The following is a 22,801-nucleotide window of genomic DNA, read 5'->3' as shown; positions in this document are numbered from 1 at the left end:
CGGGGGTCAGCGCCTGCGGCGCCAGCCTCCGCCCCCGGTGGTGGTCCGGGGGCCGGCCGAGCCGATCCCGGCCTGGTGCAGAGCGAGGAGGAGGAGTCCGAGGAGCAGGAAGGTCGTCCCGCTGATCCCGCCGATCCTGGTGTTGACCAGGTCGAGCAGGAGCCCGAGACCGAACACGACGGCGGCGGCGATGGCGAGCATGGTCACCTCGTCCCAGCGGAGATGTGCAGAAGCTGCTCCAGGGTTGCGCGGTAGTCGCGCAGGGCGGTCCGCAGATCCTCGGTGTCGTTCTTCTCGGTGTTCTTCCAGCGTCCCTGAAGCTCGGTGGCCCGGGCCTGCAGAGCGTTCCTGAAGGAGCTCGTGACCTCGTCGAGCAGGGAGTCGGCCCGCTGCACCGCGTCACGCGGGTCGTCGACGAACCCGGCCTGGACCTCCTGCCAGCGCCGCAGCACATCGTCGGAGTCATGGTGGAAGAGGGTCTCGGCCGTGCCGGGTGCCCGGCCGGCCCGGTCGCCGTCGACGAGGGCCGCGTCCTCGTCGAGCACGTCGCCCCGCCGGTCCGCGGCGCTCCCGGGGAGCCCGGGGGTCACCGGGGAGCCCGTGGCGGGCACGGCGTCGTGCACGCCGGTGCCGGTCACGGCTGCGCCCGGGGTGACGGCCGGGTCACCGGGAAGCTCGCCGCCGTCGAGGTCGGCCGGCACACCGCGCCGGTCGCCGACCGGTTCGCCGGTGATGACGTCGTCCCGGTCGCCGGTCAGGGGGTCGCGCGTGCCGGCGTCCGGAGTGACGCGCGAGGCGTCACCGTGGTGTGGCTCCTGGAACTCGGGTGCCATGTCCTCGTCGGTCTTGTGGACCAGCCGGTCGTTGTCCGGGTTGAGTCGACTGTTCACGTCGGGTCACCGTCCTTGGGGATCGCGTCGGTAGGCTCGCTCGTTGCCGTCCGTGGTCTCGGGGGCGGCGGCGTTCGTCTGTCTGGGGTCGTGGTGATGGGGGTCACGGTCGGCGAGATCGGCGTGCTGGGGACTCCGCTCACCGTTCACCTCGCTGCCGGGAGCCGCGAGCAGTTCCTCGAACAGGGCGCGGTAGTGCACCATGGCCTGCCGGAGCTCCTCGGTGGAGGCCTCCTTGTGGGCGGCCCTGCTGCTGATCTCGTGGGCCTGCCGGTAGTGGTCGAGAGTGCGGCCGTGCGCGACGGACAGGTCGGAGAGCCGCTGCTCGAAGTTCTCGGTCGGGTAGCCCCGCTCGGCCATCACGGAAGTCACCAGATGGTCGGCCTCCGTCACCGCGAAACCGGGAGCGTCCACGAAACGTTCCTGGACCTCCATCCACTTCCGTGCGTAGATCTCGCGTGTCTGAGCGTCCAGAGCGCGGATGTCGAGGGAGCTGAAGCGCTGCTCACGGGCTCTGAGCTCCTGCTCGGCGTCGCGCCTGCTGTCACGCTCCTGCAGGGTACGTTCGTATTCGGGGCCGAAGCGGTCACGAAGTCGATGCCGGCGTTGCTGCTGCAGCACGAGATAGCCGACTGCGGCGATCACCACCACCGCGACGGCCACCCAGATCACGGTGGACATGTCTGCCTCCGGTTGTGTAGGCGCTTGTCCCCGTGCGCTGCCCTGGGGTCAGGCCTCGAAACCGAGTGCCGACATTTATTGCCTCCCCGCCACTTCATCTAGATTTGATGTTTTGGCAGGTCCTGTCGGGTATTGGATATTCTTTTACTGCGTTTTCGAATGCGGTTCCCGGCTTCGGCGGCCGCGTATGAATTCACACGGCGGGAATCCCGGGCCGACCTCCTATTCACCGGCCTGCGGGCCGGACCTTCCCCCTCGGTGTGGGGACCGGAGTGTGAACCGGTGCCCGGTTCCCAGGCCGGGCTCGCACTCCCGAAGGGCGAACGGTGCCAGGCCCTTCATCTCCGGTCCGCGGAGTGTTCGGCTCTCCCCGGCCGGCCCGTCAGGCCTGCTCCTCGGGGAGATCGAGAGCTCTGCGGGCCTCGGCCAGCACCCTGGCGGCCAGCCAGTCATCCGTGGAGGCGGGAACCTCGGTGAACCCCCTGCCGGACTCGTACGAGACGTCCAGCCCGGCGGCGACCAGCCGCCCGGCCCAGCGCAGTGCGGTGTTGAGCTTCTCGGTGGGGATCGCCCGCCCCTGCGCCACGGACGACAGGTTCCGCAGGTTCGTCGCGGGCCCCGACTGGCTGTGCGCGCGGTCCAGCTTCCAGGGGATGGCCCGCGAGTGATCGAGCATCGGCTTCGAGAGCCCGGCGGCCCGTTTCGCCTGCAAGATCCCGGACTCGCTCACCCCGAACCGCGCCGCCAGTTCCGCGTTCGACAGCCCTCGTCCGGCCAGCCGCCGCAGCTCCTCCTGGTCGATCAACGCCTTGCGCCCCACGCACCCTCACCTTTCGCGCGATCGCCTGTCCTGGCGGACGTCGCCGTGTGCGAAGCCCACCCGATCTGCGCTAAGGTTATGACGTGCACCCGAGAGGTGCGCAGCACAACCGGGACGTAGCGCAGCTTGGTAGCGCACTTGACTGGGGGTCAAGGGGTCGCAGGTTCAAATCCTGTCGTCCCGACCAGGTTTTCACTGGTCGGCAAGGGTGTCATCCGAAAAGGTGGCACCCTTTCTGCGTTCCGGGTGACCACCGCTCCCGTCACGTGAAGATCCGGTCCATCGCCTCCGCCCCGCCGAGCAGGACCGGGCGGATCTGCTTGCGATAGACCGCCGTCCCGCTGTGGCCGACGAGGCGCGCGATGTCCTCCAGGGGGATGCCGGAGCCGGAGAGCGGCGAGACGAAGCCGTGCCGCATCTCCCGCGGCGTCCAGTCCTTCGCGGGCGGCCCGGCGTCTTTCACGATCTTCCGGAACGCCCGCCGTACGTTGTGGGAGTCCAGGGGAGTGCCGACCAGGGAGGCGAAGACGAGATCGTTCTCTTGCCACTTCGCGCCCGCCGCCTCGCGTTCCCTGCCCTGCTGCGCCCGGTGCTCCCGTAGGGCCTCAACACACCGACGAGGCAGCGCGAGGGATCTCCGAGACTTCCGGGTCCTGGTGTCGCCGCCTTCCCGTACGGAGCACCACATGGCGATCCACGGGGGAGTGTCGGTATTGGGCTTGCCGCCGAGATCCAACTCTGACCAGACGAGCGCCCGCAGTTCCTCCGTACGGGCACCGATGAGATCGATCAGGGCCAATCTCGGCCGCCTGACATGCGATACCCGCAAACGACGCACGACAGACTGACCGAAGGTAGCACCTGTCACCCATGCCTTGGGGCGAATGTGACCAAGGCTTCGGCAAGCACTAAGTGATCATGTTCAAGGTAGGCGCCCGCTGATGCCTCGTTCGAAGCTGCCCGCAAAGGACTGTGAGTGCATCGCCGCAGGGGGGCGGAGGGCAAGACCGGCTTGCCGATGTCGCGGTGCTCAACCTTCACGATCACGCCCTCCACGCGGAGCGCTGCGGCGGTCTCTTCGGTCAGGACGACGCTGCTTTTCCGGACTAAGAATTCGTCGATGCGCTTTGTCTGCGAGTGATGATAACTATTGGCCGCATGGATACTGATCACGCCGACCCTGTCGGCCTCGCCGCTCTTCGCGCCGCCTTCGATGTCGAGGCATGTGAACCACCACTGGGTTGGGATGCCGTGCACGCCTTCGAGGCAGAGCATGGGATCGTCTTGCCGGAGCCGTATCGAACGTTCGTCGCCGAGATCTGCGACGGGTCCGACTCGGGGCCGCCGGGCTATGGGCTTGTGCCGTTGGCCGAACTGCCCGGTGACTGGGGAGATGACCGACCGCGGCGGGTCTTGGCCCAGCCCTTTCCGCTGACGAAGATGTGGATGTGGGAAGAGGATCCTCGTCCTCAGGAGGAGGTCGATCCTGTTCTTGAGCAGGTCTACGACCATGGCTCGATCGTTCTGGGCACCGACGGGTGCGCCATGTACTGGCATCTCATCATCAGCGGACCACATCGGGGGCACGTCTGGCAGATCAGCGGCGAAGGCGCCGTCCCCTTCGGCGCCGAGTTCGGCTTCACCACGGGGAATCCTGGGTTCGCCGGATGGGTCAGGCACTGGGCTGCCGGCAAGCCCTGGTTCGACGCAGCTTGAGGCGACAGCACACGCCGCCATGCCCGTCTCTACCGGGTTTTTCCGGACAGCAGCGCCGTCCAGGTCGCTCGAGCCTCAGTGATCGACCAGCGGTGACTCTCGTCCGTCTGCTGTACGCCCGCGTGCTGCGGAGCACCGAGGCCGACCTGTTCGACCTCGCCGAGCGCCCCAGCCTCCCGGTGCCCGCGCTGCCTCTGCCGACCGTCGCACCCGATGCCGATCTGTTCGAGCGGGTCGCCCGTAGTGTCCAGCAGCCCAGCCGGGTGGATCAGCGCACTGTGGACTGGCTGGCGACCTGTCTTGCCGAACATCGCAAGGTCGAGGACACCATCGGCTCGCGTCCGTTGCTCGGCATCGTGCGGCAACAGCTTGGTGTGGTGGTCGAGCTTGCCCAGGGCGCCCGCGGATCGCTGGCCGACACGGTGGTTGACCTGGCCTCGCAGTACGCCCAGTTCGTCGCGTGGATGTCCCTGGACATTGACGACCAGGCCGCCGCTCTGGCCTGGTACGACCGTGCCCATGACTGGGCGTTGGAGATCGGCGACGTGAACATGGCCACCACCACGCTCAGCATGAAGGCCCACCAGGCTTGGAGCGCGGGCAACGTCCGCAGGTGTGTCCGGCTCGCCGACGCGGTCCGCTGGCACGATGGCCGGGTGACGCCGGGTGTGCGGGGGATGGCCGCGCAGATGGCCGCCCGAGGTCACGCGCTCGCCGGTGATGCCAGGCCCGCTCGCACGCTGCTGGACGAGGCCGAGGCGCTGATCCGCCGGGCCGCCGAGCATGCCGACGACGAGCCGGTGTGGATGTACTTCTACGACGAGACCTGGTTCCGACTCCAGCGCGGCATGACCGAGCTGCACCTTGCGAACTGGCCCAAGGCGATCGACCTGCTGACGGACGGACTGTCCGGCCTGTCGGAGACCTACAAGCGCGATCGTGCCTGGTACGGCTCGTGTCTGGCCAAGGCCCACGCCGAGGCCGGAGACGCGACGGCGGCCGTAACGGTGAGTCTGCCCATCGTGGCCGATGCCGTCGAACTGAACCGCCACGCCCGCAAGGAACTGGTCGACGTCTCAGCCCTTCTCGAAAAGCGGAAGTCATCCCACGTGATCACTTTGCAGGAGGCGCTTACGACTGCTGGCCGTACAGGCCAAGAATGATCACTGCTGAACGTTATGCGAGGATCCGCCTCGCATGATGAGGCGTAGTGGATCGGGAAGTCTCCGCCCCGCAGGCCGCGCGAGCGCCGATCTACCGGCTGGTAGCTTGCGGGATCTTGCTTTCCCCGGAGTTGTGCGGGGAGGGCGCCTTATGCCGCCCGCCGAGCAAGGAGAGGAGGTAGGCGCCGCCGATCTTCCCGTTGCGGGGTGGCAGGGCTCCAAGCTGGCGCATCATCTCGGTGATCTCGTATTGCCCCAGGTAGTGGGAGAGCAGGCCGTCGGTGAACGTGAGGAAGATGTCGCAGCCGTAGGTGGAGAAGCGGCGGGTGGGATCGAGTTGGGGCGGGCCGCTGCCCTCCTGGCGGAACAGGACGAGCGCCCGGCCGTCTTCCGGTGCGGTGAAGAGCTGGATCTCCTCGAACTGCACGTCGGGCATCGCCTTCCAGATGCGGTCGACGTATTCGCGCATGGCGTCCTGGCCGCGAATGACCTCGGTCCAGAAGACGGTGTCGTCCCAGACGATGTCGGGGTGGAGCAGGGCCAGGACCTGTTCCGTATCGTGTGAGTTCCAGGCCGCGAGCCAGTCGGTGGCGAACTGGCGGAGGAAAGCGGTGTCGGGGATGTCGCTGTGGGTCATGATGTTCGAACACCTCGGTGGGGTCTGGTGAAGTTCGGACGTCTCTTGGCGAGGAAGGCGGCGACGCCTTCGGAACCGTCAAGGGTCTGGATCAGGGCGGTGATCGACTCGGCTTCGTGCTGAAGGTGCTGTTCCAGCGGGGTGATGGCGGCGCTGTGAATGAGGCGCCTGGAACGGGTCAGTGCCTCCCGGGGGCCGTCGGCGAGGGAACGCGCGAGCCGGAGCGCCTCCTCGTACGCGGTTCCGGGTTCGACCGCTCTGCTGACCAGGCCCAGCCGGGCCGCCTCTTCGCCGTTCAGCGGCCGGTTGGTCAGGATCAGGTCGCCAGCCACGGCCGGGCCGAGCCTCCTGGTCAGCTGCCAGGACACACCGCAGTCGGGGGACAATCCGGCGGCGGTGTAGGCGACGAGGAAGCGGCTGGTGCGTTCGGCCAGGACGATGTCGGCGGCGAGGGCGAATCCGATCCCCCCGCCGGCGCAGGCGCCGTGGACGGCACTGACCAAGGGGACGGTCAATGCGCGCAGTCCGAGCAGTGCCTCGTGGGCGGTCCCGGCGAGTTCGGCGATGAACTCACCGGGCGCCCGCGCGGCGGCGAACTCCCGGAGGTCGCCGCCGACGCAGAACTGGGCGCCGTGCCCGAACAGGACGACCGCGCCGACCTCGGAGAGGGAATCGACTTCGGCCGCCGTGTCGCGCAGGGCGCGAGCCATCGGCAGATCGATGGCGTTGCCCTGCTCGGGCCGGGAAAGACCGATCAGGGCGACGCCGTCGCTCACGGTGAGCGTCACCGGCGCACTCGTCGCGGCGGGCTCAGAGACCAAGGTCACGGCCGATGATCTCTTTCATGATCTCGGTGGTGCCACCGTAGATGGTCTGGATACGGGCGTCGGCGAAGGCCCGGCTGACCGGGTATTCGCGCATGTAGCCATAGCCGCCGTGCAGTTGCAGGCAGCGGTCGGCGACCCGGACCTGCAGCTCGCTGCACCACCACTTCGCCTTGGCGGCCTTGACGGAGCTCAGCAGTCCTTCCGCGTGCAGAGCCACGCAGTGGTCCACGAAGACACGGGCGATGTCGACTTCGGTGTGCAGTTCGGCCAGCAGGAATCTGCTGTTCTGGAAGCTTCCGACCGGCTGGCCGAAGGCGCGGCGTTCGGTGACGTACTCCAGAGTGCGGGCCAGGACACCCTCGGCGGCGGCGACTGCGGTCACCGCGAGGGAGAGCCGTTCCTGGGGGAGATTTCGCATGAGCTGGAAGAAGCCCTCGCCCTCCGCGCCGAGCTGGTTGGCGGCCGGCACGCGCACGTCGGTGAAGTGCAGCTCGCTGGTGTCCTGGCCGTGCAGGCCGAGCTTGTCGAGGTTCCGTCCCCGCTCGAAGCCCCGCATGCCCCGTTCGACGACGAACAGGGTCAGGCCGCGGTGCCTGTCGTCAGAGGTGCGGGCGGCGACGACGACGAGGTCGGCGTTCTGCCCGTTGGAGATGAAGGTCTTGGAGCCGTTGAGGATGTAGTCGTTGCCGTCGCGGACCGCGCGGGTCGCGATGCCGGCCAGGTCACTGCCGGTGCCCGGTTCGGTCATGGCGACCGCGCCGATCAGTTCACCCGAGGTCATGCCCGGCAGCCAGCGTGCTTTCTGCTCCTCATCGGTTAGATCGAGCATGTATGGTCCGACCACGTCGTTCTGCAGAGCGAGCCCGAGTCCTGCCGAGGCGTATCCGGACCGGCCGAACTCCTCGTTCAGCACCGCATTGAAGCGCCAGTCGTCGATGCCGGTGCCGCCGTGTTCCTCCGAGGTGGGGAACATCAGCATCCCGGCCTCGCCCGCCTTGCGGAACATCGACCTGTCGACGATTTTGCGCGCCTCCCACTCCTCGTCGTAGGGGGCGACTTCGGTCTTGATGAAGGACTGCACGGTCTGGCGGAACATCTCGTGCTCCTCGCCGTACACGGTGCGGCCGGTGCTGTCAGGCATCCTCGCCTCCGGGCAGGAACAGGTCGATCTTGAGATCGGCTTCGGTGGCGTCTCCGTACCGGTAGCCGCTGAAGTCGGTGACGCCTTCAGCGCGCAGCACGTCATCGTCGATGTGGCACTGTCCGGTGCAGTCCGCGGCCTTGCGGGAGAGGATCGCGTGAGCGGCGTCGGCCATGATCTCGGGGCTGCGGGACACGGCCATCGCCGCGTCCCCGCCGACGATGTTCTGGACGGCCGCCGTGGCGATCGTAGTCCTGGGCCACAGGCAGTTCGCCGCCAGCGGTGTCGGGTGCTCCTGACCGGCGAGACCGAGCGTCAGCATCGTCATGGCGTACTTGCTGATGGTGTAGGGAGCGTGCGCACGCAGCCAGTAAGGGTCGAGATTCAGAGGCGGAGAGAGAGTCAGGACATGCGGGTTGTCGGACTTGTAGAGATGCGGCAACGCTGCGCTGATCAGCGCGAAGGTACCGCGGGCGTTGATGTCGAGCATCAGATCGTAGCGTTTGAGCGGCAGCTTGCCGATGGGGGAGAGGGCGATCGCCGAGGCGTTGTTCACGACGATGTCGATCCCGCCGAAGGTGGCCGCGGTCTGTTCCACCGCGCCGACGACGTCCTGCTCGTCGCGGACGTCGCCGACGATGGCGAGGCCGTTCCCGCCCGCGGCCTGGATCTCCGCCACCGCGGTGTGCACGGTGCCCGGCAGCCGAGGGTCGGGCTTGTCGGTCTTGGCGAGCAGCGCGACGTTCGCTCCGTCGCGGGCCGCGCGAACGGCGATGGCCAGGCCTATGCCGCGGCTGCCGCCGGACATCAGGATCGTGCGGCCCGCCAGCGGGCGCGTCTGGTCTTGGGGGCTCATGAGTAGCTTTCTCTGTTTTCAGCCTTGCGAACGAGTGAGGTCGGCGGCATGAAACGCTCGCCGTAGCGCTGGGCGAGCTCCTGTGCCCTGGCCGTGAATCCCGGCAGGCCGCCCTCGTACTGGTCGATGTACTGGATGACCCCTCCTGTCCAGGCGGGGAAGCCGATGCCGAGGATCGAGCCGATGTTGGCGTCCTCGACCGACCTGAGGACCCCCTGGTCCAGGCAGCGGATCGTGTCCAGGGCCTCCGCGAAGAGCATGCGCTCCTGCATGTCGATCAACGGGATCGTCAGGTTCGCGCCGCCGAAGGCGTCCTTGAGGCCGGGCCACAGGCCCGCCTTGCGGCCGTCTGAGTACTCGTAGAAACCGGCGCCCGCCGCGCGCCCCTTGCGCTCGAACTCGTCGATCATGCGGTCGACCACCGCCGCCGCGGGGTGGACGGGCTGCTCGATCCCGGCCGCGCGGTGGCCCGCGATGGTCTCCTCACGGATCTTGCGCAGGAGCGTGAGTGACAGCTCGTCGACGAGCGTGAGGGCGCCGACCGGGTATCCCGCCTGGGTGGCGGCCTGCTCGATCGACGCCGCCGGCACGCCTTCGCCGAGCAGCGCGATGGCTTCGTTGACGAACTCCAGGATGACGCGGGTGGTGAAGAACCCTCTGCTGTCGTTGACCACGATGGGGGTCTTGCCGATCTGCTGGGCGATGTCGATCGCCTTGGCGAGTGTGGCGTCGCTGGTCCTCTCCCCGACCACGATCTCCAGAAGTGCCATCTTGTCCACAGGGGAGAAGAAGTGCAGCCCAATGAAGTCCTCCGGCCCCGGGACCGCCTCGGCGAGGTCCGTGATGGGCAGAGTCGAGGTGTTGGAGGCGATCACGGCACCGGGCGCGAGGTAGGCCGCCGCCTCGGCGATGGCCTTCTTCTTCAGCACGGGATCCTCGAAGATCGCCTCGATCAGCAGGTCGGCGTTCGCGGCGTCGGCCGGGTCAAGGGTCGGGCGGATGCGGGCCAGAACCTCGTCGCGCTGTTCGGAGGTGAGGGCGCCCCGCTGGACGGACTTGTCCAGGAGTTTCGCGCTGTAGCCCTTCCCGCGTTCGGCGGCCTCCAGGGACACGTCCTTCAGGACGACCTCGAGGCCGGCTCGCGCACTGACGTAGGCGATCCCGGCGCCCATCATCCCGGCTCCCAGCACGACCACCTTGCGCGCCTTGTGCTGCGGGTATCCGTCGGGCCGGTTGGAGCCCCGATTGATGGCCTGCATGTCGAAGAACATCGACTTGATGATGTTCGCCGAGATCTGGCCGCAGATCAGCTCGGCGCAGTAGCGCGATTCGATGGCCAGCGCGTTGTCGAAGTCGACCTGTGCGCCTTCCACCGCGGCGGAGAGCAGGTTGCGTGGTGCGGGAGCGGGGGATCCGTGGGTCTGCTTGCGCAGCACTGCGGGCAGGGAGGGCAGGACGGCGGCCAGCGCCGGGTCGGCCGGAGTGCCGCCCGGGATCCGGTGTCCGGGTCGGTCCCAGGGTTGGGCCGGTTCGGGGTTGGCCAGGATCCAGGCCCGGGCGGCCTTCGCGAACTGCTCGGCGTCGGCGACCAGTTCGTCGACGAGCCCCTGGGCCAGCGCGGCGGCCGGGCGGAACTTCTTTCCGGTCAGCAGGATCTCCTGCAGTGCTGCCTGCAGGCCGAACATGCGGACCGTGCGGGTGGTCCCGCCGGCGCCGGGCAGCAGTCCCAGCGTCACTTCGGGGAGACCGACGCTGACGTGCGGCTGGTCGACGGCGATGCGGTGATGGCAGGCGAGGGCGATCTCGTATCCGCCGCCCAGCGCCGCTCCGTTGATCGCCGCGACGACCGGCCGCCCGAGGGTCTCCAGGCGTCGCAAAGCGTGTTTGACGCCGTCGAGCATGGCGGTGACCTCGGCGAGATCCTCCGTCGTCGCCCGCATCATCATTCCCAGGTCGCCGCCCGCGAGGAAGGTCTTCTTGGCCGAGGCGATGATCACGCCTGTGATCGAGCCGCGCTCGGCGTACAGGTGGTCGACGAGAACGGGCAGTTCGGCGCGGAACCGCTCGTTCATCGTGTTGGCCGACTGGTCAGGGTCGTCCATGGTGACGGTCACGATGCCGTCGGAGTCCTGTTCCCAGCGGAACATCGGGTGTTCGTGGTCCGTCATGCGCTGTCTCCAAGGAGTCGGTGGGTGCGGTTCACAGCCGCTCGATGAGGGTGGCGACGCCCATGCCGGCGCCGATGCACAAGGTGACGACCGCGCGGCGTGCCTGCCGCCGCTCGAGTTCGTCGAGCATGGTGCCGACGAGCATCGCCCCGGTCGCGCCCAGCGGATGGCCCATCGCGATCGCTCCGCCGTTCACGTTGATCTTGTCGAGCGGGACACCGAGGTCCTTGGCGTACTTGAGGGGGACCGCGGCGAAGGCCTCGTTGATCTCGAAAAGGTCGATGTCGTCAACGGTCAGGCCGACGTGGTCGAGCAGCTTGCGCGTCGCCGGTATGGGGCCGGTCAGCATGATCGTAGAGTCGGCGCCGGTGGTCGCCGTCGCGACCACCCGACCCTTCGGGGTGAGCCCGTACCGGGCGCCGATCCGCTCGTCGCCGATCAGCACCAGCGCCGCCCCGTCGACGATGCCCGAGGAATTGCCGGCGTGGTGCACGTGCTCGATCCGCTCGACCCAGTGGTAGCGCTGGAGCGCCACCGCGTCGAAGCCGCCCTGCTCGCCGGGCCTGGCGAAGGAGGGCTTGAGCGTGCCGAGAGACGCGGCCGTCGTCTCCGGCCGCATGTGCTCGTCGTGGTCCAGGACGGTGATGCCGTTGCGGTCGCGCACCGGCACGATCGATTTGGTGAAGTAGCCGCCAGACCAGGCGGCCGCGGCGAGCCGCTGGGAGCGTTCGGCGTAGGAGTCGACGGTCTCGCGGGTGAAGCCTTCGGTCGTGGCGATCAGGTCGGCGCTCACGCCCTGAGGGATGAACGACGTCGCGAAGTTGGTCTCCGGGTCGTTCGACCACGCGCCGCCGTCGGACCCGAGGGGCAGCCGGGACATCGACTCCACGCCGCCCGCGATCACCAGCCGGTCCCAGCCGGAGCGCACCTTCTGAGCGGCGGTGTTGACCGCCTCCAGCCCTGATCCGCAGAACCGGTTGAGCTGCATTCCGGCGACCGAGTCGGGAAGCCCGGCGGCCAGGGCCGCCGTACGGGGAAGAACCGATCCCTGGTCGCCGACCGGGGAGACGATTCCCAGAACCAGGTCGTCGATCGCGGCAGGGTCCAGGCCGGGGTGCCGGGCGCGCAGTTCGTCGATCAGACCGACCACCAGGGACACCGGCTTGATCGTGTGCAGGGAACCCGAGCTCTTTCCGCGGCCGCGCGGGGTGCGGATGGCGTCGTAGATGAACGCCTCCGGTATCGACGATGAGGTGGACATGGTCGGCTTCCCTCCGCTGCTTCGTCACTTGCGCTTACCGGGGCGAACTGTATTCTAGTTAATATTCACTAAGCAAGTGGGCGGTGAGCGGTCGACAAGGTGCCGCGGCACTGGGACGAAAGGCTGAGGCGTGAAACGGACGACACGAGACGATCGCCGTCCCGGCACGCGCCGTCTCGGGACCGAACAGCGCAGACGGCAGCTCGCGGACGAGGCCGCACGGCGCTTTCACCGGTACGGCTTCCACCAGGTCTCACTGGCGAGTGTGGCAGGCGCGGTGGGTGTTACCGCGCCGGCTGTCTACCGGCACTTCCGGAACAAGAACGCCCTGCTCGCGGGCGCTATCGACAACGCACTGGACGTGGTTGACGCCGCTTTGGCCGACGCCCGGGACGGCTCTTTGGAAGCCCTGTTCCTCAACCTGGCTGGTGCGGCGCTGGAGCGTCGAGACCTGTGGATCCTGCTGCAGCGAGAGATGCGGCACCTGGACGGCGATGAGCGCGCGACGGTCAAGAACCGGTTCGACGCGTTCGTCACCAGGTTCTCCGACCGAGTACGGGAAGTACGTCCCGACCTGGACGATGAGCAGATCACGCTGCTCGTCACGGCGATCCTGGGGACGCTGTCCAGTCCGTCGGCGAACTGGGTACGGCTGTCGCGGGAGGTATATCGGTGGGTTCTCTCCGCCACTGCGGTTGCGGCGGCCCTTACCCGGTTTCCCCCGCCGGCTCCGGACACGCTTCCGCCGCTCGTACCGGACCGAGGCGAGGCCCCAGGCTCCCGCAGTGAGGAACTGCTTGAGACCGCGATCAGGCTGTTCGACGAGCACGGCTACGCGGCGGTCAGCCTGGACGACATCGGGACGGCGATCGGTCTGACCGGCCCGAGCATTTACTACCACTTCGCGACGAAGTCGGAACTGCTGGTGACGGCCTTCACCCGGGCTGCGCACCGGCTCGTGGTCGACCAGGCGGAGAACGGGGGCGCCGCGCTCGACGACCTGGTGCGCGGCTACATAGAGGTCGGCGTTCGGCAGCGGCACCTGTTCGGCGTCTACGTGACCGAGGCGATCAACCTGCCTCCGGAGGATCGACACCGGATCAGTGCTGAACTGTCCGTCAACGTGGAGCAGTGGTCGAATGCGCTCCGGCTACGGCGTCCAGAGCTGGACGAGGCCGAGAGTCTCGTGCTCGTGCACGCCGCTCGCGGCATCGTGAACGACGTCGTCCGGGTCGGCCATCTCCACGCCCGCCCGCAGATCAGAGCCGAGCTGGAGGCTCTCCTCGGCGCCGTACTCGACGCGAGCGTCCCCCATGACGGGACTGCTTGAAGCCGGTTTCCACCCCTTGAACACACCCCGAGAGAAACGGAACAAGGACGATGCGCATCGGACTGCAGCTCGGATACGGCCGTGACTTCAGAAAAGACGCGGCGCACGTGGCCGAGCTGGAGAAAGCGGGCCTGGACCTGGTGAGCGTCGCGGAGGCATATTCGTTCGACGCGGTCTCCCAGCTGGGCTACTTGGCGGCGCGCACCGAGCGGCTGGAGCTCACCTCCGGGATCATGCAGCTCTACTCGCGCACGCCCACGCTCACCGCGATGACGGCTGCCGGATTGGACTACGTGTCCAAAGGTCGCTTCACTCTCGGCCTCGGGGCCTCCGGGCCCCAGGTCGTCGAGGGATTCCATGGTCTCCGCTATGACGCGCCGCTCGGCCGGACCCGTGAGACGATCGAGATCTGCCGCCAGGTCTGGCGCCGTGAGCGGGTCAGCTACTCGGGCCGTCATTACCAGGTGCCGCTTCCGGCGGAGGCGGGCACTGGTCTGGGCAAACCGCTCAAGCTCATCAACCATCCGGTGCGGGAACGGATCCCGGTCAGCGTCGCGGCCATCGGCCCCAAGAACGTCGCTCTGGTGGCCGAGGTCGCCGAAGGTTGGGAACCGATCTTCTTTCACCCGGAGAAGGCCCATGAGGTATGGGGCGAGAGCCTGGCGGCCGGCCGAGCCAAGCGCTCTCCCGAACTGGGCGAGCTGGACATCTCCGTCGGAATCCATGTCGCCTTCACCGAGAACGAGGTCGAACTGGAGACGTTCCTGGACGAGGTCAGGCCCCAGCTGGCCCTGTACATCGGAGGCATGGGGGCCCGGGGGAAGAACTTCTACCACGATCTCGCCTGCCGCTACGGATATGAGGACGCGGCCCGGAGCATCCAGGACGCCTACCTGGCGGGACGGAAGAAGGAGGCCGCCGCGGCCGTCCCCGACGACCTGGTCCGCGCGATCTCGCTGATCGGCCCGTCGGCCTTCATCGAGGAACGCCTGGCCGCTCTGCGCGCGGCCGGCGTCACGGCCATCAAGGCGCACCTGCTCTCCCCTGAACACGCCGCGCAGATCGCGGCCGTCGAACGCCTGACGGAACTCGCCGCTTGACGACGGTTGCGACCAGAACGACCTCTGCACAACCCATTGAAAGGATCACTGATCATGACCGAGTACCAGTACCTGATCAGGTCGGTCGAGGACGGTGTCGGCATCCTCCAGCTCAACCACCCGGAGAAGCGCAACGCGCTGGGCTGGGAGCTGCACCGCGAGATAATCGCGGCCCTGGGGGAGTGGGCCGAGAACGACGATGTGGCCGCCGTCCTGTTCGTCGGCAATGAGGACTACTTCTGCGCGGGCTGGGCGCTCGACATCCTGGAGCGCATCTCGGGTGAGGAGCTCACCCGCTTCAACGACCTCGCCTGCAAGCTCATGACGACGGTCTACGACTACCGCAAGCCCACCGTCGCGGCGGTCGCCGGGGTGGCGCCGGGCTACGGCATGGACCTGGCGAACATGTGCGACATCACGGTCGCCTCGGAGAACGCCGCGTTCGGCTCCACCCAGGTCAAGTACGCGATGAACGGCTTCTACCACGGAATGCTGCGCAAGGTCGGCGCACAGCGGGCACGGCGCATGCTGTTCACCGGCGACCCGATCGACGCGCACGAGGCGCTGCGCGTCGGCCTCGTCGACGAGGTGGTGCCGGTCGGGACCGTCCGGGAGAACGGCCTTCGCCTGGCCAAGCACATCGCCGAGGCGGGCGCAGAGCTGACGACGGTGCTCAAGGAGGTCGCGCTGCGCGCGAGCAACATGGACCACATCGGCGCCACAGCCTACGAACTGCGCGTCACCGCGGACCTGATCCAGCGCGGCCTGTTCGCCCGTCGTCTCGCAGACGGCCTGACCGCCATGCGCTCCGGCAAGAGCAAGGCGACTGAGCGCCTCCAGGGCTGAGGATCCGAAACAGCGTCCTGGCACCCCTGAGCCGGGAAAACGATCGAAGAACATCACGCTCCCCTCTTTCTAGTTAATATTCACTAAGCTAGGGTGTGGGGGCGGCCACAGAAAGCGCCGAGAAGCGTTCGAGCGCGGGCCGGTCGCCGAGGAGCCGGGACCGGCCCGCCGGGCGCGAAGTCACCCTCGGAGAGGAGTACGTCGATGACGACCACATCTCATGCGTCCGCCGGATACAGGTACGCGACATACCGGGCCACAGGCCTCTGGAACGACGAGCGCATCGGTGATCTGGTGCCGTCCCGGGCGAAGCGGCACCCGGGCCGGGAGCTGTTCTGCTTCGAGGGCAGGCGCGTCACCTACGGCGAGTTCGACGGCTGGACCAGGACGGTGGCCGCCGACCTGGTCCGGCGCGGCGTCCGCAGGGGCGACCGTGTGCTCGTCCAGCTGCCCAACTCGCTCGAAGCCCTGGTCATGCAGGTCGCGGCGTTCAGGATCGGCGCGGTCGACGTCCCCGTCGTGCCGATCTACCGTCAGCACGAGATGCGCCGCATCCTGGAGGACTGCCGGCCCGCGGCGATCGCCACCGCGGCCGAGCTCAGCAGCCGGCGGCCGGTAGAGGAGATCGACGGCCTGCTCGCCGAACTGGGCCTGAACCCCGCGGTGCGCTATGTCGTCGGTGGAGAGCGGGACGGATGGGAGCAGGTGCCGCCAGGTCCGGAGGAGACCGACGTGGAACTGCCGGAGCCGCTGTCGGCGGAGGAGCCGGCGCTGCTCCTGTACACCTCCGGCACGACCTCGGCACCCAAGGGCGCGCTCCTCTCCAGCAGGGCCCTGTTCGCGCACATGCGCAACTTCCAGGAGGTGCTCGAAGCCGGCGAGCACACCGTGACCCTCGCGGCGACGCCGCTGTCCCACCTCGGCGGCTTCGTGGCTGGAGTGATCTTCCCGGCCTTCCTCGGCGGCAGGTCGGTCATCATGCGCGGGTGGCAGCCGGACGAGGCGGTCTCACTCATCGAGCAGGAGCGGGTGTCGCTGATGATGGGCGCCACCGTGTTCCTCTCCGACCTGGTGGACCGGTACGAGAAGGGCCTGGCGCCGAGCCACCGGCTGCCGGTCTACGCCTGTGCCGGCGCCGCCATCCCGCCGCCTCTCGTCGACCGCGCCGCACAGGTGGGCGTCTCCGCCTTCCGGGCCTACGGCATGACGGAGACGGCCGGCGTCTGCGCCGCCGCCGAGCGCCACGACCCGCTGGACCGGCGCCGGGCGTGGGACGGCCGGATCCTGCGCGGCATGGAGATCCAGGTCGTGGACGGCGAACGGAGGCCGCTGCCGCCGGGAACGGTGGGAGAGCTGCGGATCCGGGGCCCGCAACTGCTGTCCGGATACACCGACCCCGAACTGACCGTGACGCAGATCGACGAGGAGGGCTGGTTCTACCCCGGTGACGTCGGGGTGGTCGACGACCAGGGCTGGGTGCAGATGACCGGCCGGAGCAAGGACATCATCAACCGCGGAGGCGAGAAGTTCTCCACGATGGACATCGAACTCGCCATCGCCTCGCACCCTGATGTGGAGAGCGTGGCGGTCACGGCCGTGCCGGACGCGCGGCTGGGAGAGGCCGTCGGGGCGTGGCTCGCACTGCGGAGCGGGGTCGAGTGGCGGGGACCGGAGCAACTGATCGCGCACCTCGAACAGGCGAAGCTGGCCAAGCAGAAGATCCCCACGCACTGGCACGTGGTCTCCGACATTCCGCGGAGCGCCACCGGAAAGATCCAGAAGCACCGGCTCGCCGAAATCGAAGATCTCGAATCCTGAACAAGATCATCACGGAGAGAGGATTCGGCTGTGACCGATTTCCAGAACATCAAGTCCGTCGTCAAGAACGGCGTGGGGACGATCACCTTCGACCGGCTCGATCGCCGCAACGCGCTCAGCGTGGAGCTGATGACGGATCTGAGTGACCAGCTGGACGCCTGGGCATACGACGACGAGGTCGCCGCGGTGGTGATCACCGGCGGTGAGGACGTGTTCTGCGCGGGTCTGGACCTGGATTTCCAGTCGGGTTTCAACGACGCGGAGACCCGTGAGATCTACTCGGAGGCGTGCCTGCGTGCTTATGGAACGCTCCTGGACTACCGGAAGCCCACCATCGCCGCCGTGGGCGGTCCCGCGCTGGGCGGCGGATGCGACATCGCCGTCTTCGCCGACATCCGGATCGGCGCCGAGAACGCGATCTTCGGATACCCGCAGATCAAGTTCGGGCTCACCCCGTACTTCTCCCCGCTCTGGCGGATCGTCGGCCTGAGTCAGGCGAAGCTGCTGACGTTCTCAGGTGACCGGATCGACGCGCAGGAGGCCCTGCGGATCGGGCTCATCGACCGGCTCGCGCCCGCGGGCGGGGTCATCGAGCAGGCGAGTGCGCTGGCGGCCTCCATCGCGGAGACCACGGTCAAGTCCGCGGTGAACAACAAGGAGATGGCCCGGCGGTCGCCCGCCATGGATCCGATCAGCGCGCTCACCTACGAGACCCTCGCCTACCGGGAGGTGATCTGGCACCCGGACATCGTGGAGCGGATCAACGAGGCCTACAGCAGGATCAAGAAGAAGTAGCGGCAGGCCACCTCGATATCGGGGAACACGATGTTCTCGTCTGACTCCGGTGACGTCGGTCTTGCCGCGTCCGATGGCGGACTCCTGTCGGGCGCACCGCCGGACTGCGATCCGGGACTGGTGGAAAGGCGCTTCGGCGTCGTCGGCTGCCGCGCCGAGGGCGCACTGTTGCGTTCGGTCATGCGGACCGGCACGTGGATGAACGACTCCAGTGGACGCGAGCAGGTGGGCGCGCTCGGCGTTCTCCTCGATCACGTCCTAGGCGAGATCTTCTACACCACGAGGGCACGGGATCAGTGGTCCTTGACCACGGAACTGGCCTTTGACGTCATCGCGCCACCGCCGTGGAACACGACCGTGTTGTACGCGGTCTCCTGGGTGCCGAGAGGCGAACGGACGCAGGGGTTCGCCCAGGCCGAAGTGATGGACGACAGCGGGACCCTCCTTGCCGTGGGCACCACTCGGATCCAGTACGTGGCGGCCTCTGCCTCTCCCCCTGAGGCCGGGCATGTCGGCGAAATCGCTTCCAGGGCCGCGAACTTCGCCGAGCATCTGGGCATCCGGATCAGCTCGGACACGGAGACGACGCGTGTGGAGCTTCCCGATACCCAGGACTGGGGCAACCTGTACGGAGTCCTCCACGGCGGTATCTGGGCCGGCATGGCCGAGACGGCCGCCGCCGAGGCGTTCGCGCGACGCGGTGGCCTGCGCACCGCGCACGTTCATGTCTCGTATTTGCGGCAGTCATCGCCGGGCGCGTCCATACGTGTGGACGCCCGGCCGGTTCATTGCGGTCGGTTGTTCGGATTGATGGAAGTGATCGGGGCCGACGACACCGGTCGGCAGTGCGTCAAAGCCATGGTCACAGGAAGGCGGTATGAGCCATGATGGTCGATCGATCGGCCACCACGCAGATCGTCGTCAAGGGACACGGGCCGGTCCGTCGTCTCACTTTGAACCGTCCAGCGCGCCACAACGCGCAGACTCCCACGATGTGGGCGGAACTCGCGGCCGCGGGACGCGAGCTGGCGTCCGATCCGGAGGTGCGCTGCCTCATCGTCAGCGGCTCTGGGGAATCCTTCAGCTCGGGCATCGACCTTGACGAGCTGCGGAGCCCGGAAGGTTTCATCAGACGGCTCGCCGCCCATCCCGTCGGCGACCCTGACCCGATGCTCGCCGACGTCGAGGTCGCGCAGCAGGCGTTCCGGTGGATGTTCCGGGCCCCGTTCCTGGTCATAGCCGCCGTGACGGGAGTCGCGTTCGGCGCCGGATGCCAACTCGCCCTCGCGTGCGACGTCCGGATCGTCGCGGCCGACGCACGACTCGCCCTGCGCGAGGCGCGTTACGGACTGATCCCGGACATGGGGGCGACCGCCTCGTTGCCACAGCTGGTGGGCAGGGAGCGCGCTCTGGACCTGATCCTCACCGGCAGGGAGCTCACCGGAACGGAAGCGGTGTCGACGGGCCTTGCGCTGAGCGCTCTCCCGGCCGCCGAGGTTCCTGCGGCGGTGAACGAGTATGCCGAGCAGATCGCTCGTATGCCGAGGTCGGGAATCGCCTATGTCAAGGCCGCGCTGGACGAGCCCGACCCGGACCGGAGCCTCCGAGTGGCGGCGCTCGGCCAGGCCGCGTGCATCCGGCAGGCGGCTCTTCCCGATTGACGGCCGAGCAGATGACCGTGAGCGGCTGATCCCTGTGGCCGACGCCCGGTGAACGGGCATCGGCCACAACAACGTTTTTTGGGAGAAAGCATGTCCAAAGCCCCAAAGGTCCTCGACTTTCGCGATCTTGTGGTCGTCGTCACCGGGGCCGGTGCCGGCCTTGGCCGGCGGTACGCGCTGGACTTCGGGGCCGCGGGCGCGCGGGTGGTGGTGAACACGCGGCGCGCCGAAACCGCGAAAGAGCTGGTGGATCGGATCGAGGCGGCCGGTGGCACGGCCACCGCCGCGGTGGCCGACGCGCGGAACGGCGCGGCGATCGTCGACACGGCCATCGCCGCCTACGGCCGGATCGACGCACTTGTGGTGAACGCCGGCCTGGTACGGGATCGCACGTTCAGCCGGATGTCCGAGGAGGAATGGAGCGAAGTCGTGGAGGTGCACCTGGGCGGCGCCTACACGGCCACCGCCGCGGCATGGCGGCACATGGTCCGGCAAGGAGGTGGTCGAATCGTGCTGACGACCTCGGGAGCCGGCCTGCACGGCAATTTCGGCCAGGCGAACTACGCAGCGGCCAAGGCCGCCATCATCGGCCTGGCCAAGGCACTGGCGATCGAGGGCCGGCGCCATGGCGTGCTGGTCAACGCGATCGCCCCCATGGCGCACACCGACATGACGGACAGCGTGTTCGACGACAAGCTGCGCGCAGACCTTCCCTCTACCTTGGTATCGCCGTTCGTGCTTGCGCTGGCACATCCGGCCGGCACCACGACGGGAGCGGTACTCGAAACCGGCGGCGGCTGGGCCGCCGAGGTGCGCTGGCAGCGGTCGGCCGGCGTGCGATTCGTACCCGCCGAACTGACACCCGCCGCAGTGCTCGAACGCTGGCCCGAGATCGCGGATTTCACGGAGGAGGCCGACTGTCCGTCCAGCACATCCGACTCGCTCTCTGCGGCACTGGGCCACCCGGTCGGCGACAGACCGTGAGCCAGACGGATCGAGCGTTCCTCGAGCTGGCCGTAGGTCAGGGTCTCGCCGGTGTCGATGAGAGTGGCCGCGACCCTGTCGGGGTGCGAGCGGCATAGGTGCCCGGGTACATCGGTCTGCTCCTTCAGAGTGGGGTGGAAGGTGATCCGAACAGGGCGGGATCCTCTTCGCGCTACGTGATTTCGTCTTCTTGAAGCGCGACGCGGAGCGGTCGGCGGCCTTCACGGTGCTCCGCTGTGGTCGGATCACGTGATGCCGAAGGACCAGGACGTGATCACGTGCAGGTACCGCCCCTGATCGGAAGGCTTTCGGTCTTCGGTGGATGCTCGAACGGCTGGGGCCAGTGTGACGTTCAGCACGGCCGTACGTCATTTAGTTAATGATAACTAGATGAGCAAGGGGTGCTCGGGAGTTTCCTTGTGCGGAGGGGCGGCCGTTCAGCCCTGCAGGAGGATCGCGTGCGCAATGGTGTCGATCTCCTGGGCCAGCCGGGGCCGGGCATGCAGTTCCTCGTGTCGCACCAGTTCGTGGGCCGCCGCCAGCGCTGCGTTCACGCGGACCTTGGCAACGGCTTCATAGAGCCGGCCGTCGAGCTTCTGGAGTGCCGTCGTCCACTCCTGTACGCCTTCGCGGAGCACGGTGGTCGTCTGCTGCCGGGCGGAGAAGGGCAGATTGATGAACTCGAAGACATAGATTCCGGCCAGGGCATGGTTCTGCAGACAGAACGCCGTGTACGAGCTGATCAGTTCGTCTAGGGACGAGTCCGTCTCGCTCTTCGCGCGGCGCTCCTGATCGGCGGCCAGCCGGGTGGTCGCACGCTCGAATGCCGCGATGAGAATGTCGGCTTTGGTGGGGAAGTAGTAGTAGAGGCTCGGCCCGGTCATGCCGACCTCGGCCCCGATGTCGTCAAGGGTGACCGCGCTGTATCCCTGGTGGAAGAAGAGGTCGATCGCCTTGTCGACCACCTTTGTGCGTCGCGAGTCCAGCGACTCGAAGGACTTGCTCCTCGAGCGTGCGGCAGGCGCACCGCCGGCGGGGACCTCCTCGACGCGGAGGCGGAGCACAGCCAGGGCGGCGCGGGTGAGCTCACGCTTGTACACCGCGCGCGGCAGCGTCGTCCTGCTGACGGAAGGGCTGGAGAGTACGGCCGTCGCCGCGGCCATGAGAAGCCGGGCGGCCTCGGGGGAAAGCGCGGGGCGCTCTCGCCGCAGCCGTTCGGTCAGCCCTTTGACGACACGGCTGAACTGCTTCCGGACCTTGGCGCCCGATTCGAGGTCCAGGAAACGGAACTCCCGCTGTAGCAGGATCCATAGGTCGGGCCGGTCTATCCCGATGTCGGCGATGGAGGAGACGAGTTCGGCGAGCGACTCTCCGTCGGAGCGGGACAGCGCGTCCTCGACCAGGTCCAAGCCGTTGGAGATCGCTCCTGCCAACAGCGCCTTCTTGTTGCGGAAATGGCGGTACACGGCGGGCCCGGTGACGCCCACCTCTTCCGCGATGTCCGCGAGAGAGACATGGTGGTAGCCGAGCTGATGGAACCGAACCGCGGCGGCCAGGGCGAGCTGCGCGCGCCGCTCGGCCGCGGGCAGGCGCGGAGCCCGCACGGCTGTCGCGCGGTCCGGTGAGGCCATGGCTTTTGTCTCCTCATGTTCGCGCTCACGGCCATCGTGCCCGGTACTGGCTCTGATCACCAAATCATTGGCTAGTTAATAGTCACTAAGTTGCTCTTCCGACTGCAGACCGGGAAGGCATGAGCAAGGCCGGCTTGACAAGGCGGCACGATCATCCGCGCCGAGTTCACAGAGGGGACACCCGTGGACATTAACGGTCTACGCCGTCCGGTCACCGGCACCGTTTCGAGGATCGGAGACGCAGGCGCCCGCCGGTTCGTAAAGGACGGTGCCTCGGTCGTCAGCCTGGACCGCAATCAGCCCGCCGCCGATGTCGAGCAGCGCGTCCAGATCGACCTCGCCAACCCAGTGAGTGGGGGCCGCCTGGCGGAACCCCTCCATCGGCACGGGTGGAGGGGCCCGGGTCAGGGGATCAGCCCGGGGGGAAGTTGCCGTTCTTGGCGACCGGCAGGGCCAGCTGGCTGGCGCCGCTGAGG

The 22,801-nt window shown here is 67.9% G+C and carries 24 protein-coding genes and 1 tRNA gene; 11 read left to right on the top strand and 14 right to left on the bottom strand.

The features are described 5' to 3' along the window. Nucleotides 1-6: 6 nt before the first annotated feature. The 4 genes from AB0J58_RS40175 to AB0J58_RS40160 all read right to left on the bottom strand — a co-directional run bounded on the left by AB0J58_RS40175 (nt 7) and on the right by AB0J58_RS40160 (nt 2,391). Entirely contained in the window at nt 7-201 is a 195-nt protein-coding gene (locus AB0J58_RS40175; protein ID WP_030918893.1) for a hypothetical protein, read from the bottom strand. 2 nt (nt 202-203) lie between these two features. After that, entirely contained in the window at nt 204-890 is a 687-nt protein-coding gene (locus AB0J58_RS40170; RefSeq protein ID WP_364225946.1) for a hypothetical protein, read from the bottom strand. A gap of 6 nt (nt 891-896) precedes the next feature. Continuing rightward, nucleotides 897-1,571, bottom strand: coding sequence for a hypothetical protein (locus AB0J58_RS40165; RefSeq protein ID WP_364225943.1), 675 nt, complete (start codon nt 1,569-1,571; stop codon nt 897-899). A gap of 382 nt (nt 1,572-1,953) precedes the next feature. After that, complete coding sequence (locus AB0J58_RS40160) at nt 1,954-2,391, bottom strand: hypothetical protein (protein ID WP_364225940.1); 438 nt, start codon at nt 2,389-2,391, stop codon at nt 1,954-1,956. Nucleotides 2,392-2,501: 110 nt separating this feature from the next. Between AB0J58_RS40160 and AB0J58_RS40155 the strand changes: the two genes are divergently transcribed. Then, a tRNA-Pro gene (locus AB0J58_RS40155) sits at nt 2,502-2,578 on the top strand. A gap of 75 nt (nt 2,579-2,653) precedes the next feature. Here the strand turns inward: AB0J58_RS40155 and AB0J58_RS40150 are convergent. Both AB0J58_RS40150 and AB0J58_RS40145 read right to left on the bottom strand, forming a co-directional pair. Then, complete coding sequence (locus tag AB0J58_RS40150) at nt 2,654-3,190, bottom strand: tyrosine-type recombinase/integrase (protein WP_364225937.1); 537 nt, start codon at nt 3,188-3,190, stop codon at nt 2,654-2,656. Nucleotides 3,191-3,255: 65 nt separating this feature from the next. Next, a complete protein-coding gene (locus AB0J58_RS40145) occupies nt 3,256-3,666 on the bottom strand; it encodes a hypothetical protein (protein ID WP_364225934.1) in 411 nt (136 codons plus the stop codon). Here AB0J58_RS40145 and AB0J58_RS40140 point away from each other — a divergent pair. Continuing rightward, the gene (locus AB0J58_RS40140) at nt 3,643-4,107 is read left to right on the top strand and encodes an SMI1/KNR4 family protein (protein WP_364225931.1); all 465 of its coding nucleotides are present in this window, start codon (nt 3,643-3,645) and stop codon (nt 4,105-4,107) included. The two genes, AB0J58_RS40145 and AB0J58_RS40140, sit on opposite strands and share 24 nt — an antisense overlap. A gap of 92 nt (nt 4,108-4,199) precedes the next feature. Then, on the top strand, nt 4,200-5,270 hold the full coding sequence (locus tag AB0J58_RS40135) for an XRE family transcriptional regulator (RefSeq protein WP_364225928.1): 1,071 nt from the start codon (nt 4,200-4,202) through the stop codon (nt 5,268-5,270). A gap of 91 nt (nt 5,271-5,361) precedes the next feature. Here the strand turns inward: AB0J58_RS40135 and AB0J58_RS40130 are convergent, their stop codons facing one another. From AB0J58_RS40130 to AB0J58_RS40105, 6 genes are read right to left on the bottom strand one after another with little or no spacing between them, the layout of a single operon-like run. Then, on the bottom strand, nt 5,362-5,907 hold the full coding sequence (locus AB0J58_RS40130) for a nuclear transport factor 2 family protein (RefSeq protein ID WP_364225925.1): 546 nt from the start codon (nt 5,905-5,907) through the stop codon (nt 5,362-5,364). Then, nucleotides 5,904-6,734, bottom strand: a complete 831-nt coding sequence (locus tag AB0J58_RS40125) for an enoyl-CoA hydratase-related protein (RefSeq protein ID WP_364225922.1) — start codon at nt 6,732-6,734, stop codon at nt 5,904-5,906. Before AB0J58_RS40125 ends, AB0J58_RS40130 begins: the two co-directional genes overlap by 4 nt. Beyond that, complete coding sequence (locus tag AB0J58_RS40120) at nt 6,718-7,875, bottom strand: acyl-CoA dehydrogenase family protein (RefSeq protein WP_364225919.1); 1,158 nt, start codon at nt 7,873-7,875, stop codon at nt 6,718-6,720. Before AB0J58_RS40120 ends, AB0J58_RS40125 begins: the two co-directional genes overlap by 17 nt. Then, entirely contained in the window at nt 7,868-8,731 is an 864-nt protein-coding gene (locus tag AB0J58_RS40115; RefSeq protein WP_364225916.1) for an NAD(P)-dependent oxidoreductase, read from the bottom strand. Before AB0J58_RS40115 ends, AB0J58_RS40120 begins: the two co-directional genes overlap by 8 nt. Then, a complete protein-coding gene (locus tag AB0J58_RS40110; protein ID WP_364225913.1) occupies nt 8,728-10,899 on the bottom strand; it encodes a 3-hydroxyacyl-CoA dehydrogenase NAD-binding domain-containing protein in 2,172 nt (723 codons plus the stop codon). Before AB0J58_RS40110 ends, AB0J58_RS40115 begins: the two co-directional genes overlap by 4 nt. 31 nt (nt 10,900-10,930) lie before the next feature. Further along, entirely contained in the window at nt 10,931-12,160 is a 1,230-nt protein-coding gene (locus AB0J58_RS40105; protein ID WP_364225910.1) for an acetyl-CoA C-acetyltransferase, read from the bottom strand. A 130-nt stretch (nt 12,161-12,290) separates the two neighbouring features. On the opposite strand from AB0J58_RS40105, the gene AB0J58_RS40100 reads away from it, so the two are divergent. The 8 genes from AB0J58_RS40100 (at nt 12,291) to AB0J58_RS40065 (ending at nt 20,694) form a co-directional block, all read left to right on the top strand. Further along, nucleotides 12,291-13,490: a TetR family transcriptional regulator gene (locus AB0J58_RS40100; protein WP_364225908.1), complete on the top strand. Its 1,200-nt coding sequence runs from the start codon at nt 12,291-12,293 to the stop codon at nt 13,488-13,490. A 50-nt stretch (nt 13,491-13,540) separates the two neighbouring features. Continuing rightward, nucleotides 13,541-14,590, top strand: coding sequence for an LLM class F420-dependent oxidoreductase (locus tag AB0J58_RS40095; protein WP_364225905.1), 1,050 nt, complete (start codon nt 13,541-13,543; stop codon nt 14,588-14,590). A 54-nt stretch (nt 14,591-14,644) separates the two neighbouring features. Next, on the top strand, nt 14,645-15,436 hold the full coding sequence (locus AB0J58_RS40090) for an enoyl-CoA hydratase/isomerase family protein (protein ID WP_364225902.1): 792 nt from the start codon (nt 14,645-14,647) through the stop codon (nt 15,434-15,436). Between the two features lie 204 nt (nt 15,437-15,640). Then, nucleotides 15,641-17,254 (top strand): AMP-binding protein, encoded by a 1,614-nt coding sequence (locus AB0J58_RS40085; RefSeq protein WP_364225900.1) that lies wholly within the window; start codon nt 15,641-15,643, stop codon nt 17,252-17,254. Nucleotides 17,255-17,284: 30 nt separating this feature from the next. Further along, the gene (locus AB0J58_RS40080; RefSeq protein WP_364225897.1) at nt 17,285-18,049 is read left to right on the top strand and encodes an enoyl-CoA hydratase/isomerase family protein; all 765 of its coding nucleotides are present in this window, start codon (nt 17,285-17,287) and stop codon (nt 18,047-18,049) included. 30 nt (nt 18,050-18,079) lie between these two features. Then, nucleotides 18,080-18,937, top strand: coding sequence for a hotdog fold thioesterase (locus AB0J58_RS40075; RefSeq protein WP_364225894.1), 858 nt, complete (start codon nt 18,080-18,082; stop codon nt 18,935-18,937). Then, nucleotides 18,934-19,710, top strand: coding sequence for an enoyl-CoA hydratase/isomerase family protein (locus AB0J58_RS40070; RefSeq protein WP_364225892.1), 777 nt, complete (start codon nt 18,934-18,936; stop codon nt 19,708-19,710). The genes AB0J58_RS40075 and AB0J58_RS40070 overlap by 4 nt, the downstream gene beginning before the upstream one ends. Nucleotides 19,711-19,758: 48 nt before the next feature. Next, nucleotides 19,759-20,694, top strand: coding sequence for an SDR family NAD(P)-dependent oxidoreductase (locus AB0J58_RS40065; protein WP_364225889.1), 936 nt, complete (start codon nt 19,759-19,761; stop codon nt 20,692-20,694). 437 nt (nt 20,695-21,131) lie between these two features. Here AB0J58_RS40065 and AB0J58_RS40060 read toward each other — a convergent pair whose 3' ends face one another. Next, nucleotides 21,132-22,325 carry a TetR/AcrR family transcriptional regulator gene (locus AB0J58_RS40060; RefSeq protein ID WP_364225886.1) on the bottom strand — a complete coding sequence of 398 codons (1,194 nt, stop codon included), beginning with the start codon at nt 22,323-22,325 and terminating at the stop codon, nt 21,132-21,134. Between the two features lie 198 nt (nt 22,326-22,523). After that, nucleotides 22,524-22,706 (bottom strand): hypothetical protein, encoded by a 183-nt coding sequence (locus AB0J58_RS40055; protein WP_364225883.1) that lies wholly within the window; start codon nt 22,704-22,706, stop codon nt 22,524-22,526. Nucleotides 22,707-22,801 lie beyond the last annotated feature (95 nt).

Origin of the sequence: Streptosporangium sp. NPDC049644 (genome assembly GCF_040675205.1) — a bacterium.
Classification (GTDB): Bacteria; Actinomycetota; Actinomycetes; order Streptosporangiales; family Streptosporangiaceae; genus Streptosporangium; species Streptosporangium fukuiense.
Note: the sequence above shows the minus strand (reverse complement) of the source record. Positions and strands in the feature narration are given on the sequence as shown.